Annotated in this window: 7 protein-coding genes and 1 pseudogene; 2 read left to right on the top strand and 6 right to left on the bottom strand. The window is 73.1% G+C overall.

Annotation, left to right across the window (positions count from 1 at the left end; all coding sequences use genetic code 11):
* Nucleotides 1–74: 74 nt before the first annotated feature.
* The 6 genes and pseudogenes from O7599_RS11565 to O7599_RS11540 all read right to left on the bottom strand — a co-directional run bounded on the left by O7599_RS11565 (nucleotide 75) and on the right by O7599_RS11540 (nucleotide 10,004).
* The gene (locus O7599_RS11565) at nucleotides 75–728 is read right to left on the bottom strand and encodes an undecaprenyl diphosphate synthase family protein (RefSeq protein WP_281622057.1); all 654 of its coding nucleotides are present in this window, start codon (nucleotides 726–728) and stop codon (nucleotides 75–77) included.
* Nucleotides 729–822: 94 nt separating this feature from the next.
* The gene (gene idi / locus O7599_RS11560; RefSeq protein ID WP_281622056.1) at nucleotides 823–1,395 is read right to left on the bottom strand and encodes an isopentenyl-diphosphate Delta-isomerase; all 573 of its coding nucleotides are present in this window, start codon (nucleotides 1,393–1,395) and stop codon (nucleotides 823–825) included.
* A gap of 205 nt (nucleotides 1,396–1,600) precedes the next feature.
* On the bottom strand, nucleotides 1,601–7,093 hold the full coding sequence (locus O7599_RS11555; protein ID WP_281622055.1) for a carboxyl transferase domain-containing protein: 5,493 nt from the start codon (nucleotides 7,091–7,093) through the stop codon (nucleotides 1,601–1,603).
* Nucleotides 7,094–7,657: 564 nt separating this feature from the next.
* On the bottom strand, nucleotides 7,658–8,557 hold the full coding sequence (locus O7599_RS11550) for a sigma-70 family RNA polymerase sigma factor (RefSeq protein WP_281622054.1): 900 nt from the start codon (nucleotides 8,555–8,557) through the stop codon (nucleotides 7,658–7,660).
* Between the two features lie 321 nt (nucleotides 8,558–8,878).
* Nucleotides 8,879–9,439: pseudogene (locus O7599_RS11545) on the bottom strand (sigma factor-like helix-turn-helix DNA-binding protein); the annotation flags it as partial.
* 106 nt (nucleotides 9,440–9,545) lie between these two features.
* A complete protein-coding gene (locus tag O7599_RS11540; RefSeq protein WP_281622053.1) occupies nucleotides 9,546–10,004 on the bottom strand; it encodes an LUD domain-containing protein in 459 nt (152 codons plus the stop codon).
* Nucleotides 10,005–10,420: 416 nt separating this feature from the next.
* Between O7599_RS11540 and O7599_RS11535 the strand changes: the two genes are divergently transcribed.
* Both O7599_RS11535 and O7599_RS11530 read left to right on the top strand, forming a co-directional pair.
* Nucleotides 10,421–11,518: a type III polyketide synthase gene (locus O7599_RS11535; protein ID WP_281622052.1), complete on the top strand. Its 1,098-nt coding sequence runs from the start codon at nucleotides 10,421–10,423 to the stop codon at nucleotides 11,516–11,518.
* A gap of 230 nt (nucleotides 11,519–11,748) precedes the next feature.
* Nucleotides 11,749–14,151 carry a LuxR C-terminal-related transcriptional regulator gene (locus O7599_RS11530; RefSeq protein ID WP_281622051.1) on the top strand — a complete coding sequence of 801 codons (2,403 nt, stop codon included), beginning with the start codon at nucleotides 11,749–11,751 and terminating at the stop codon, nucleotides 14,149–14,151.
* Nucleotides 14,152–14,377 lie beyond the last annotated feature (226 nt).

The raw sequence follows: 14,377 nt of genomic DNA, 5'->3' as shown, positions 1-14,377 counted from the left end.
GCGGCCGGGCCATGGTCGGCGCACGTCTCAGGCGGGGTCCGGAGCCGGACCACGCCCGAGTCGTTCGCCGGAGCTCACGCCGGGTAGTTCCCGTAGCGGCGTTCCCGATGCCGCAGGTCCTTGAGCGCGGCGTCGTAGTCGGCTCGCCTCATGTCGGGGAACAGCACGGGGGAGAAGTGCAGTTCGGCGTACGGGGACAGCATCGGGAAGAAGGACGACATACGGATCGAACCGCCCGTGCGGATGAGGTAGTCGACCTGCTGCGGGACGTACGTGTGCCCGGCCAGAATCTTCTCCGTCAGCTCCGGGATCTTGCCGTTGAGCTCGTTGAAGAGCCGTATCACCTCGGCGGAGAGGGACATGCCGATGATGTAGTGCAGGGTGAAGCCCGACTCCTTGTCCGACTTGTCCCGCAGCTCCTCCAGCTCGGTGAGGTACTTCTGGGGCACCAGGTCGAGCGACCCGGAGAAGTCGAAGTTGCAGGTGTCGTGGGTGCGCTGCGCCACGTCGTTGAAGGCGACCAGGAACGTCGTCACCGCCGGCTCGGGGCGGCTGAAGTCAGCGGCCGAGGAGGTCGTGACGTACAGGTTCGTGATGCCGTCTTCCCTCGTCCACTCCGTGAACTCGACGAGCTTGTCCGCCATCGCCCGGTAACCGTCGCCGAGAGAGACGCCGTTCGCCTTGGACCAGCGGCGCATTCCGTCGGGAAGTAACATCAGGTTGGTCACGGTCTTCTCCTCTCCTTGCGTGATCCGGCTTGTCCTCGGTCCTCACACGTTCTTGATCGCAACACGGTCGGTGATCGTCCGGGCTCCCGGAGCCCTACCGGGTGGCGAGGCCGGCGGCCGCCGGCACGTGGGCGGCGGCGTTGCTCGCCACCACGAGCACGCCTGCCAGCCACGGCGCGTAGTCGTCCGGGCGGGCGGCCAGGTCCGCACGCAGCTCCTGCGGCGCCACCCAGCGCACGTCGGCCACCTCGGCCGGGTCCGGGTCCAGCGGCACGTCCACCGGTACCCGGCCGACCACGACGTGGTCGTACTCGTGCTCGATCCGGCCGGTCTCCGGGTCCTCGGCCCGGTAGAGATACACGCCGGCCTCCTCCAGCGGCACCCCGCGCAGCCCGATCTCCTCGACCAGCCGCTCGGCAGCGGCTTCCAGCAGCGGCTGCCCCGGCGCCGGGTGGCCGCAGCAGGCGTTGGCCCAGCGCAGCGCGAAGCGGGTCTTCACCTTCGCCCGCTGCTGCACCAGCACGCGGCCCTGCTCGTCCAGCAGCATCACCGAGTACGCCCGGTGCAGCCGGCCGGGCGCCGTGTGCGCCTCGGCGACCCTGAGGGAGCCGAGGGCGGTGCCGCCCGCGTCGACGAGCTCAACCAAGTGCGATTCCCGAGTAACCATGACGTCTCCTACCTAGTGTGGTGAACAACCCGGACACGCCGGCTGACGGCGTACCCGATGCGTGCGAACCCGCTGCCGGCGCCCGGCTCCTGACCGCGTACGCGGACAGGCGACGTGCGCTCGCGGGACGTCTTCATCGATGAGGTGCGCGGGCCGGCTGCCGGCCGGCCCCGGCACCGCGGGCACAAGGGCTCTCCGGCGCCCGTCATGCGGTACGTGTTCCGTCGAGCCCGCGCTCCACGGCCGCGATGATCTGCGGCCGCAGCTCCTCCGGCCGGATGATCGCGTCCACGGAACCCACCCGCTGCGCCCGCTGGATCGAGTGCACGCCGTCGAACTCCGCGGCGACCTCGCCCAGCTTCTCCGCGCGCACCGCCGCCCACACGCTCTCCAGTTGGTCGGCGAGCTGCGCCCGCTCCCGGCCGGAGGCCGCGGAGATGCGCGCCTCCAGGTCCGCCACCCGCGCGTCGGCGGCCGTCCTGGAGTCGACGTCGGCGGCGAAGACGACCGCGGCGGCCGGCGCACCGCCGAGGACCGAGGCGTACGAACCGTCCACCGCCAGCACCGTCATGCCCGGGTTCAGCGCCTTGGAGAACACCACGAACGCGCCGCCGTGGTAGCGGGAGATCACGCAGAACACGATCGGTCCGCGGAAGTTGACGATCGCCCGGCCGATCTCCGCCCCGTACTCCAGTTGCAGCTCACGCATCGACTCCGGCGAGCCGTCGAACCCGGAGAGGTTCGCCAGCACCACCAGGGGCCGGTTCCCGCTCGCCGCGTTCACCGCCCGCGCGACCTTCTTCGACGAACGCGGGAAGAGCGTGCCCGCCGTGTACGCGTCCGGGCCGTCGGTGGGCGGGAAGCCGCGCCGCTGCACCGACCGCGACTCGATGCCCACCAGGCACACCGGCCGCCCGCCCAGGTGCACGTCCTGCACCACCGCGGTCTCGGCCTCGGCCATGTCGGCCCAGCGCTCCAGCACCGCGTGGTCCTGGTCGGCGAGCGCGCGCATCACCGTGCGGATGTCGAACGGCTTCTTGCGGTCCGGGTTGGTGGCGGCGGAGAAGATCTCCCCGACCGTGGTGAAGTCGCTGCCCTCGGCGACGTGCGGGAAGTCGCTGACGTCCCGGTCGACCGGGTCGGTGGTCGCCGCCCTGCGGGGGCCCGTCTCGCCGGGCAGCACGTAGCTGTGGTCGTAGTACGACAGCAGCACGTCCCGCGCGGCCTGCAGGTCCGGCGCCCAGTACTGCGCCTGCCCGTTCGGGCCCATCACCCGGTCGTAGCCGCCGATGCCGAAGTTGTCCTCGGCGGAGACGCCGCCGGAGAAGTCCAGCGACCGCTTGCCGGTCAGCACCATCGCCGAGTCCGGGGTCATCACGAGCACGCCCCGGGTGTGCATCAGCATGGTGGCCTCGGCGTTCCAGTACGGCTGCGCGCCGACGTTGACGCCGGCGACGACGACGTTGATCTCGCCGCCGTCCTGGGTGAAGTGCACGATGCGGCGCAGCGCCCGGGCGATCCAGTCCATGTTCTCGGTGCCCGAGTCCATCGCGATCCGGGCGCCCGCGGACAGCGCGTACCACTCGACGGGCAGCCGCAGCCGCTCCGCCAGGTCCAGCGCCGCGACGACCCGCGCGCACTCCGCCTCGGAGAGCGCGCCCAGCGCCTTCACCGGGTCGCCGAGGAGCACGACGCGGGTGACGCCCTCCGGGTACCGCTCGGTCGGCGTGGTGGCCACGCCGGCCACGATGCCGGCCTTGTTCCGGCCCTTCGGCCGCTCGACGGGGACCAGTGCGCCGGCTTCGTCGAGGTCGTGCTCGGTGAAGGTGCCGCCGGCGCCGGCGATCATGTCGAACAGCTCGTACGGGTAGACCGTGCCGCGGCGCCGCACCCGCAGCACCTTCTGGCGGTAGTCGTCGAGCGGCTGGATCAGGTCGGTGGGCGGGTCGGTGACGCTGAGGCGGACGCCCGCGGCCACGTCGTACGTCACGTGCACCGCCGTCGGGACCAGCCCGCCGCGCCGGCCGCGCCGGCAGCCGAGGAACAGCACCTCCTCCACGCCCAGGCCCCGGGTGGTCGGCAGCAGGCGCCGGGCGACCACGTGCAGCTCCTCCAGCGTGAGGTCGCTGGGCGGGCGGACGTTGATGAAGATGCGGTTGGTGTCCTGGCCCCTGGTCGCCGGCCGCCAGATCTGCTCCTTGCGGATCGCGTCCAGGCAGGCGCCGAGCGCCGCCTCGACCTCGGGCAGCGCGAGGATGCGGCCCTCGTCGTCCCGCAGCGGCGTCAGGTCACGGACCTGTGCCATCGCGACCAGCCGCTCGTCCGCCGGGTTGCTCGGCGCGACGCACCGCAGCAGGTAGACGTCGTCGTTCACGGACGGCAGCCGGGTGAGGTCGAAGTTCCGCAGCCGCCGCAGCAGCAGGCGCTGGCCGATGAGCGGGTGCATGCCGCGCATCAGCATGTCCTCGGCCGGGCCGTCCGGGGAGGGCAGGAACGTGAAGTGCTGCGGCTCCGCGCCGTCGCGCCCGGCAACCGTCGTGGTGATCCGGTGCAGGCCGGCGGGGAGGGAGGCGGCCAGCGTCGCGCGCAGCCCCGCCGCCATCTCGTCGGTCTCCGGCGGCAGGCCGGTCCAGGTGAGGTAGAACTCGGCGACGACGGCGGTCGTGTCCGGCTCCGCGGCGGCCACCTCGGCCAGCGCCTTCGCCGCCCCGGACAGGTCGTCGACGTCGGCGACGGTCACCAGCAGCCGGTGGGAGGCGCCGTCGAGTTCGTAGCGGCCGGAGACGAACGGCCGTCCCGCGACGGTCTCGCAGTGCACGCCGGTCAGCCGGTGGTCGCGGTAGGCGCGGCGGATGAGGACCTCCAGCAGGGGGTCCGGCTCGGCGCCCGGGCGGTCGACGCGCTCGCTCAGCAGTTGGATGAGCGACTCGGGGCTGGCGACCATGTCGGCGATCCGCTCGTCGCGGTCGGCCGCGTCCGGGTGCGCGTCGAGGTAGCGCAGGTGGTGGCGTACCTGCTCGTAGACCCGGGCCCGGGAACGGCGCAGCGTCGGCTGCGCGTACCAACGGAACATCAGGCTCCGCGCGAGGCCGCCGATCAGCGGGAAGCGCAACTGGGTGGCCCGGATGAGGTGTTCGAGGGCCTGGCTCACGGCCTGGCGCTGCTCCTCGGGCGGCGGCGTCTCGTTGAGCCACTGCTGCAGCAGCGCGGTGATCACGGAGACGTCGGCGGTGGCGGCCTGCCGGGCCAGGAAGATCCGGAAGACCGCCTCCTCCAGCGCGGGCGTACGGTCCAGACCGTCGACGCCGTAGTGGCCCAGCACCCGGGTCAGCCGGCCCTGGAACCTCTCCGAGAGCCCGGCGCGCTCGGCGTCGAGGCTCTGCAGGTAGGTGTGGAAGAACTCGCGCGGGCTGCGCACCCAGGTCTCGGCCGCGGTCTCCTCGTGCTCCGGCTTGTTGCGGCTCAGCTCGGAGAGGTCGGCGAAGACCTCCAGCAGCCCGGCCTCCGCCGTCAGCGGACGCTCCGGCAGCCCGGCGCGCAGGGCGAGGTAGCCGGTGAGGGCGTCGTCGGCGCCGCCGGGGTCGGCGTCGAAGCCGAGGAGCCTGCCGCGCAGGTCCGCAAGGCCCCGCTCGGCGCGCTGCGCCGCGGTCGGCTCGGCCGGCGGGGCGGGCAGGTCCAGATCGGCGCCGGCGGCGACGGGCGTGGCGTCGGCGTCGTCCAGCGGCTCCAGGCGCAGCAGCGGCGCGCCGGTCTCGACCTGGCTGCCGACCGAGACGAGCGACTCCTTGAGCACCGCACGGAACGGCGCACGCAGCACCGTCTCCATCTTCATGCTCTCCAGGACCAGGACCGGGGCGCCTTCCTCGACCTCGTCGCCGGCGCCGAGCGGCGTCGCGACCACCAGCGCGGGGGCGGGCGAGCGGACCACGCCGCCCTCGTCGCGGCTGATCCGGTGCGTCACCCCGTCGACCTCGACCAGGTGGACCGGGCCGTGCGCGCCGATGACCAGCCGGAAGCGGTGGCCGTCGAGCCGGATCTGCCCGGTGTGTTCGTTCAACCGCTCCAGCACGGCGTCGACGGCCCGCACAGTGCCGTCGTCGGTGCCGGAGCGGAAGCCCACCCGGTAGCGGCCGGGGCCGGTCTCGGCGACGGTGAGCCGGTAGCCGGCACCGCGCAGGGTGAGGTCGACCGGGCGGCTGCCCTCGTGGTGCACCTGCGGGCGACCGCCGCGCGCGGTGCCCAGCAGCCGCTGCAACTCTGCCCGCTTCCCGTCCTCGTACGCCTCGATCGCCGCGGCGGCCAGCGCGACGCCCGCGTGCCGCGGCGACGCCAGCCCGCCCGCGGCGCGCACCCGGTCGATCCAGCCGGTGTCGGCGCGCGCGTCGATCACCTCGGGCTCGTCGAGGAGGTCGAGGATGAAGCTCTTGTTGGTGGTGCCGCCCTCGATCAGCACCGTGGTCCGGCGCATCGCGTGCCGCAGCCGGGACAGCGCCTCCGCGCGGTCGCGCCCGTACGCGATGACCTTGGCGATCATCGAGTCGAAGTCTGCGGGGATGGAGTCGCCCTGGCTGACGCCGGTGTCGACCCGGATCCCGGGTCCCGCGGGCAGGTCGAGCAGGGCGATACGGCCCGGGGCGGGCGCGAAGTCGCGGTCGGGGTCCTCGGCGTTGAGCCGGGCCTCGACGGCGTGCCCCAGCTCGTCCGGCCGGGTGCCGGTCAGCCGGCCGCCCGCGGCCACGTGGAGCTGCGCCTTGACGAGGTCCATGCCGGTGGTGGCCTCGGTGACCGGATGCTCCACCTGCAGCCGGGTGTTGACCTCCAGGAAGGCGAACAGCCCGTCCTTCGGCTGGTAGAGGAACTCCACGGTGGCCGCGCCACGGTAGCCCACCGCGAGCGCGAGCCGCTCCGCGGACTCCTTCAGCCGCTCCACCTGTTCGGCCGCCAGCACCGGCGAGGAGGACTCCTCGACGATCTTCTGGTTCCGGCGCTGGACGGAGCAGTCCCGCACGCCCAGCGCCCACACGCCGCCCTGGCCGTCGGCGATCACCTGCACCTCGACGTGCCGGGCGTGGACGAGCAGCCGCTCCAGGAACAACGCGCCGTTGCCGAAGGCACGTTCGGCCTCCTGGCTGGTGCGCTGGAACGCCTCGGACAGCTCCTCGGGCCGGTGCACGGCCCGTACGCCCCGGCCGCCGCCGCCCGCGGTCGCCTTGAGCATCAGGGGGTAGCCGATCCGCTCGGCCTCGCGCAGCGCCGTGTCCAGGTCCGCGACCGGCCCGCGGCTCCACGGCGCGACGGGGACGCCGACCTCCTCGGCGAGGAGCTTGGCGCTGATCTTGTCGCCCAGCTTGTGCATCGCCTCCGGGTCGGGGCCGATGAACGTCACGCCGAGCTTCCCGCACAACTCGGCGAAGGCCGGATCCTCGGCGACGAAGCCCCAGCCCACCCAGGCGGCGTCCGCGCCGGTCTCGACGAGGGCGCGCTCCAGCACGGCGAGGTCCAGGTAGGGGCGGTCCGCGGCCCGGCCCAGGTCGTAGGCGATGTCTGCCGCGCGTACGAACGTCGCCGTGGCGTCGGCGTCGGTGTAGAAGGCCACGGTCTCGATCCGGGGTGCGCCGGTCTCGTTGAGTTCGCCGACGGCCCGGACGAGCCGCATGGCGGCCTCTCCACGGTTGATGATCGCAACACGGCTGAACACCGGTCAGACCTCCCAGATTTCACATGGCGGTCGGCGGGGGCTGCCGGCGGCTGTTCCGCGCGGCGTGCCGCCGGGTGTCTGGCCGGTGCCGGATCCGGCACCGGGCCACGGGATCAGGACTGTTCTTGGAGCTGGTCGCGGAGGATGGGGGTGGGTTCCACGCGGCGGGTCTTGAGGGTGGCGGTGCGGGGGAGACCCGGTGTGCGCGTCGGATTCCGGCTCACGGATCACCACCCCAACCAGCGTCGTCACTCCCGTCAGATGCGCACGACGTGCCACCCGAGTCCATGCCCGCCCAGCATCAGGCACGCCACTTGGCCACCACACACCAACGACTTGGCGCCCACTTGGCGGTTCGGCGCGTGAAATTTCACCAGAGGGCGCTCGGCGAACCGGCGGCGCCGATAGGGGTAACGGGCCGAAGCGCGGGAAAGCCGCCGTATTCGGCGGTGGGTGAGAACCGGAATCGCGGCTCGATATCGCCGTCGCGCGGGAGAAGCCCGGCCGGTTGTCTTTCGCCGTCCGTACGGGCCGGGCCCGGCCCGTACGGACGGTACCGCTCTGCTAGAGGGCGAGCACGATGTCGACGTCCGACAACTCCGCCTGGACCGCGATCTCGGTGATAAGGCCGTCGCCGACGGTGAAGCGGAACGAGAGGAAGGGCACCTCGTCCTTCACCCACACCAGCCCCGCCGCCCCGTCCACGACCGCGGGCAGCGGCGCCCAGGCGTGGCCGGCGAAGAGGCGGGTGACGGCGTCGGCGCCGCGCAGTTCCGCGTCCATGCCCAGGTGCGCGGCGGTCGCGTCGGAGCGCAGCACGATGTCCGGGTCGAGCATCGCCAGCAGCGCCTCGAAGTTGCCCTGGCGGGACGCGGCGAGGAACGCGTTGGCCAGGTCGGACCTGCCCTTCTTGAGGACGAGCCCGTTCTCGCTGTAGACGCCGATGGCCCTGCTTCTGGCGAGCGGTGCGCGCTGCTGCACGCGGCGGCGGGCGCGGCTGGCCAACTGGCGGGCCGCGGCGGGGGAGCGGTCGACGATGGTCGCGATCTGGTCGAAGGGCACGGCGAACATGTCGTGCAGCACGAACGCCAGCCTCTCGGCCGGCGTGAGGGTGTCGAGGACCACCAGCAGCGCGACGCCGACGGAGTCGGCGAGGACCGCCTCCTCCTCCGGGTCCGCCGGCGCGCCCTCGCCGTGCGGCTCCGCGGTCTCGGTCGTGTCCACCAGGTCTTCGGGGCGCGACTTGCGGGACTGCAGCATGTTCAGCGACACCCGGGCGACGATCGTCGTCAGCCAGCCGCTGAGGTTCTCCACCTCGTCGGTGCGCGAGCGGCTCAGCCGGATCCACGCCTCCTGGACGGCGTCCTCGGCCTCGGCGCCGGAGCCGAGCATCCGGTACGCGAGCGCGCGCAGACGGGGGCGATCCTTCTCGAACCGTTCGGCCAGCAAGTCGTGATCGCTCATCTGGTCAAGTCCTCTCCCCAGGGCCTGCCATGTGGGTGACCGGCGGATCCCACCGGTACGGCGAGCCGGGAACCGCCACCGGCCCGGTGCCGTTCCGCGTCGCCGCCTCCCCACCTCTGCTCGTCGCGGCTGACAGTGACAACAGCCGGCAACGAGCCTACTCCGTAGGGCGACGGTTGCGCCCCGTGCCCCGAGCAGGTGGCCGGATATCCGGCATGAGTCCGCACGGCGGGCAACGGACGGTGCACGGGATCGCGGGACTTCGCGGACGTGCCACGGGCGCCCCCGCCACGCCGGGGTGCGGGGCACGCCGCCGCCGGGTCAGCGGGTGGTCCACCGGCGGAGCTTCTCCGGATTCAGCACGGCCCAGATGCGGGTGATCCGGTCGCCTTCGACGGCGAGGGCCAGGACCGCGACGGTGGCGCCGTTCCGCCGGCTGACCAGGCCGGGCCGGCCGTTGACCGTACGTTCCAGGAGGTGCAGCGGGGCACGCGCGGCCAGGTCGGCGCAGGCCCTGGCGATCCGGCCGCCGCCGGTGACGGGGTGGGCCGCGGCGGCGGCCAGCCCGCCGCCGTCGGCGGTCACGGTGGCGTGCGGATCCAGCAGCCCGATCAGGGCGTCGATGTCCCCGGCCTCCCACACCCGTTTGAACTCCCGGACGATGCCGGCCCTCCGGGCCTGCGGGGTCGCGGTGTCCCCGGACTGAGGGACCCGGCGGCGGGCGGAGGACGCCAACTGCCGGCAGGCCGCAGGGGACCGGCCGACGACCTCGGCCACCTCGGCGAAGGAGTAGCGGAACACGTCGTGCAGCACGAAGGCCACCCGCTCGGCCGGCGTCTCGGCGTCGGACAGCGAACCCAGCAGCCGGTAGGCCAGACTGATCACCTGGCGCCGCTCGTCCAGGAGCACGTCCGGGCCGGCCGGCGGCCCTCCGCAGCCCGGTCCCGCCCCGGTGGTCGTCGCGCCGCCGTCCCCGGTCCTCACGGTCTCAGAACCCGATGGCTTCACGGAGCCGCAGGACGGTGCCCCGCCCGGGGAAGGCGCCGCCGGCGTAGCCGGTGAGCTGGCTGCCACTGGCCGAGGCGATCACGAGGGAGCCGGTTTCGGTCACCGCGTGGACGCTGCCGACGATGACGTCGGGGCCGGCGAGGAGCCGCCGGATCTCGTCGCGCTGCGCGGCGCGGTCCATGGTCAGGCTGCGTTTCCTGACCGAGTCGTACCGCCCGCTCTCGTCGACGTCCTCGCCGATGCCGGACAGGCGCAGCGTCTCGCTGGTCCCGGTGAACACCGTCGCGCCCCCGGGGATCAGTTCCCGGACGCGGGAGCGCGCGGCCGGGGCGCCGTCGAGGATCTCGGCCTCGAAGCCGTTGCCCGTCAGCGCGGCGGCCGTGATCTCCAGGCGCTCCGCGGACGCGGGCTCGCTGAACGAGGGTGCCGAGGTCGTCATGCCTTCTCCAGACCGGTCGGGTGGGATCATCGCCGGAGAGCGGGCCGTGGTTCCCGGACGCCCGCTCGCCGGGGGACGCGTGCGCCGTCCCCACCTGTACGACAAGACATCCCGCCGGAATGTGAGGTGCGGCACCGGGCCGGCGTGCCGCCCCGCGGGCCCGGGCCGTGCCACGGCCTTCCGGCAGCGCGCGACGGGGCGTCTTTACGGAGGTGACCTGCGCCTCCGCATGATCGAAGGACTTTGCTCACAGGTTGCCAAGTCGACACCAAGCCGAACCCAAGCGAACCCGGCAAAGATACCGCTTGCGCACCGTGCCGACCGGGGCGGTTGCGCGGTCGAATTCGCTGCAACCCCGAGTGGGCGCGACGGGAAACTCCGGGGAAATCTCTACCTACAGAAGGTGGATGCCAGGCATGTCGACTCTCTGCAAGCCAGCGGTGAGCGTACCGGAATACGTCATCACCATGGAAGAGACCCTGGAATTCGCCAAGAAGGTGCACGCGGGAAAGCCACAGCTTCCGCTCGCGCTCCGGCTCATCCAGAAGACCGGAGTACGGAAAAGGCACATCGTCCAGCCCATCGAGAAGACGCTCGACCACCCCGGTCTCCGGGAGCGCAACCGGATATACGAGGTCGAGTCGAAGAACATGACCCCGCCGGTCATCGAGGAGGCACTCGCGAACGCGGACGTGACCGCCCGGGACATCGACGTGATCATCTACGTGTCCTGCACCGGGTTCCTCATGCCCTCGCTGACCGCGTGGCTGATCAACAAGATGGGGTTCCGCTCCGACACCCGGCAGATCCCCATCGCGCAGCTCGGCTGCGCCGCGGGCGGCGCCGCCATCAACCGCGCCCACGACTTCTGCCGCGCGTACCCGGACAGCAACGTCCTCATCGTCTCCTGTGAGCTGTGCTCCCTGTGCTACCAGCCGGAGGACGACGGCATCGGCTCGCTCCTCTCCGACGGCCTTTTCGGCGACGCCGTCGCCGCCGCCGTCGTCCGCGGCCGCGGGGGCACCGGCGTGACGCTGGAGCGCAACGCCTCGTACCTCATCCCGGACACCGAGGAGTGGATCTCCTACGCCGTCCGCTCCACCGGCTTCCACTTCCAGCTCGACCGCCGGGTCCCCGGCACCATGGAGCCGCTCGCGCCGGTGCTGCGCCAACTGGCCACGAGGCACGGCTGGGACGTCGAGAACCTGGACTTCTACATCATCCACGCCGGCGGGCCGCGGATCCTGGACGACCTGAGCAAGTACCTCAACACCGACCGCCACATGTTCCGGCACAGTTGGTCGACCCTGACCGACTACGGGAACATCGCCAGCGCCGTCGTGCTGGAGGCGCTGCGCCGCCTCTTCGAGGAGGGCTCCGTCCTGCCCGGCGCCAGCGGCATGATCGCCGGCTTCGGCCCCGGCATCACCGCCGAGATGTCCGTGGGCAGTTGGGTCGGCGAGACCCCCCGGGCGAAGGCGGCGGGCACCCCGCTTGCCGCCGCCGTCGGCTGAGCTCCCACCGACCCGTAGACGACGAAGGGAAGTTCGCATGAGTGCGTTCCGGCCCACGCCCCTACCCGCCACGTCGCACGTCACCGGGTAGGGGGCGAGCCGACCGTGACACGGGGGAGCGGTACAGGTTTCGGCGGAGGGAATGCAGTGAGCCCTGACGGCAAGCGGGCGGTCGTCTCGACGGGTACGCCGTCGGGCGCCGCCACCGGCACCTCCCGCGAAGCGACGCCATGAACGCCGACGCCGTAGTCGCCGCCGCGGAGCGCGAGAACCTGTGGGGTCCGGAGGACCTGTTAGCAGGCGGGACGACCAGTCCCGCGGGATACATCGGTGCCACGCCCACGTCGCTGATCGGTCGCACCCGCGACCTCGATCGGCTGGCCACCGTGCTGTCCGCGCCCGACGCCGGTCTGGTGACCGTCACGGGGCCGGCCGGGGTGGGCAAGAGCCGGCTCGTCATGGAGTACTTCCGCCGCTTCGGGTCGGGCCCGGGCGGCACCGTCGAGGTGTTCGACTTCGCCCGGATCCCGGATCCCGCCATGGGCGCGCTGATGCTGCGCCGGCTCACGGAGCAGTTCCAGGAGGACCCCGGTTCGGTCCGCGCGTCCCTGGAGCGGCTCGGCCCGGGGCCGGTCACCGTACTGTTCGACCACTACGAGGACGTCGCCGATGAACTGGCGCCACTGCTCGCCGAGTTCCGGCGGAGCTTCCCGGAGGTGCGGATCGTCGCGGTCGGCACCGCCCGCCTCGGGCTGTACGGCGAACGGGTCGTACGGCTCCGGCCGCTCCCGACCGGGCACGGCGTCGAGGCCGACCTCCCGGCGGTCTCACGGATTCCGGCCGTGGAGCTGTTCGTACAGTGCGCGCGGGCGGTACGGCCCGAGTTCAAGCTGACGGCGGAGAACCTCCGCTACGTGCTGGCCCTCTGCCGGCTCGTCGGCGGGCTGCCGTTCGCCGTCGAGCTGGCCGCCGAGCAGGTCAGGCTGGCCGAACCCGACCTCATCCTGGAGCGCTTCGAGCGCGGCACCGACGACCTGCGCCGCGCCGGCCGGCACCCGTACTCGCGGCACGCCGGCATCTCCGACATGGTCGCCTGGGTCTTCGCCCGGCTGCCCGCGGAGGAACGGCTGCTGCTGAACCAACTCGCCGTCTTCGAGGGCCCGTTCACCACCCGCGCCGCGGCCGGCGTGCTCACCGGCTTCGACGCCGCCGGGTACCGGACCATGGAGCGGCTCATCGACGCGAGCGTCGTCATCCCCGACGAGCGGCCCGACGGCGAGCTGAGCCTGAGCATCCCCGCCCCCGTACGGCACGCCGCGGCCCGCTCGCTCGCCCTGCTGCCCTGCCACGCGACGCTGCGCAAGGCCCACGGCGAGTACTTCCGCGCGCTCGCCATGCCCCGCCCCGCACCCCCGGCCGAGGCCGGCACGGCGGTCGCGGGACCGCGCCCCGGGGCCGGCCCGGAGTGCCGGGCCGACCTGCTCGCGGCGTTCGGCTACTGGCGGGAGGCGGGCGACGGCCGGTCCATGGCGGTGCTCGCCGGCGCGCTGCGCGAGCAGTCCACCGGTACGGGCCAGACCCGCCAGTGCCTGCGGCTGACCCAGGAAGCGCTGCGGGCCGGCGTCGAGGACGCGCGGCTGCACGCCCGCACGCTGGAGGCCGCCGGCGGGCTGGCGATGCGGCTCGGCTCCGGCGCGGCCCGCGGTTACCTCGCCCAGGCCCGCGACGCCTACCGCGCCGTGCACGACGACGCCGGCGTGGTGCGCTGCCTCGGGCTGCTCGGCGACGAGGCGTACGCCGGCGGCGACCTGGACGGCGCCCGCCGCCGGTTCGAGGAAGGGCTCGCCGTCATCACCACGCCCACCCGCGCCGGGACCAACGGCGACGCCGCGGCGAGCGCCGGCCGGCACCTCACCCGGCGGCTCGCCGCCGTGCTGCGCGAGGCGGGCAACCTCGCCCGCGCCGACGAGCTGGCGCGTACCGCCCTGGCGGCGGAGCTGGGCCACGAGGACCTCGGCGGCACGGTGACCGCCCGCTACGTCCTCGCCTCCGTCCGGCTGCTGGAGCAGGATTCGGCCGAGACGCGCACCCTGTTCGCGGACGCCGCCGAGCAGCTCGGCGGGCTGGCGGACGCGCCGGAGCGGCCCGAGTGCCTGGAGATGCTGGCGATCGCGCTCTACAAGTGGCGCCGGATCACCGACTGGCGGCTGCTCACCGCGACGCTGGGCCTGGCCAACCGGCTGCGCCGGCGCCAGGGCCTCGCCCGCCCCCGGCCGCTGGCCGAGCTGACCACGGCCATCCTCGCCACCGCCAGCCAGGAGCTGAGCGCCGACGACTACATGTGGGCGTGGCGCTCCGGCGCCGAACTGACCTGGGAGGCGGCGATGCGACTGATGCCCTCTGAGGACGCGGGTCCCGCGGCCGGGACGGACGTGCCCGCCGACGTGGCCGACATCCTCACCAAGCGGGAGCTGGAGGTCGCGCTCCTGGTGTCCGAGGGGCTGACGAACCGCGTCATCGCCCGCCGGCTCGGCATCGCCGAGTGGACGGTCGTGAACCATCTGCGCAAGGTGATGCGCAAACTCGGCTGCCAGTCCCGCGTCCAGGTGACCCGCCGGCTCGCCACCGGCTGAAGCCGGCGGGCGGAAGGCGGGCCCGCACCCCGCCTTCCGCCCGTCCCCCTGTCCCTACCCGGCCCGACCCCGGCCCGTGCACGCGGTGTTACGTGATCCGTACAGTCCCGTGCTGACACCGTGTGGACCGGCGCCGTACGATCCGCTACCGGGGGACGGGAGAGCTGCGTCAGATCAGGGGTGGGGGAGACTCGTGCGACGACGGCCCGCTGGGCACGCCGGATCC

Source organism: Streptomyces sp. WMMC500 (assembly GCF_027497195.1).
In the GTDB taxonomy this organism is placed as follows: domain Bacteria; phylum Actinomycetota; class Actinomycetes; order Streptomycetales; family Streptomycetaceae; genus Streptomyces.
This window is presented reverse-complemented; position numbering and strand designations above follow the sequence as displayed.

Coding starts and splice junctions, on each gene's coding strand:
- idi (WP_281622056.1), bottom strand. CDS start 1,395: ATGGTTACTCGGGAATCGCACTTGGTTGAGCTCGTCGACGCGGGCGGC.
- O7599_RS11550 (WP_281622054.1), bottom strand. CDS start 8,557: ATGAGCGATCACGACTTGCTGGCCGAACGGTTCGAGAAGGATCGCCCC.
- O7599_RS11540 (WP_281622053.1), bottom strand. CDS start 10,004: ATGACGACCTCGGCACCCTCGTTCAGCGAGCCCGCGTCCGCGGAGCGC.
- O7599_RS11535 (WP_281622052.1), top strand. CDS start 10,421: ATGTCGACTCTCTGCAAGCCAGCGGTGAGCGTACCGGAATACGTCATC.
- O7599_RS11530 (WP_281622051.1), top strand. CDS start 11,749: ATGAACGCCGACGCCGTAGTCGCCGCCGCGGAGCGCGAGAACCTGTGG.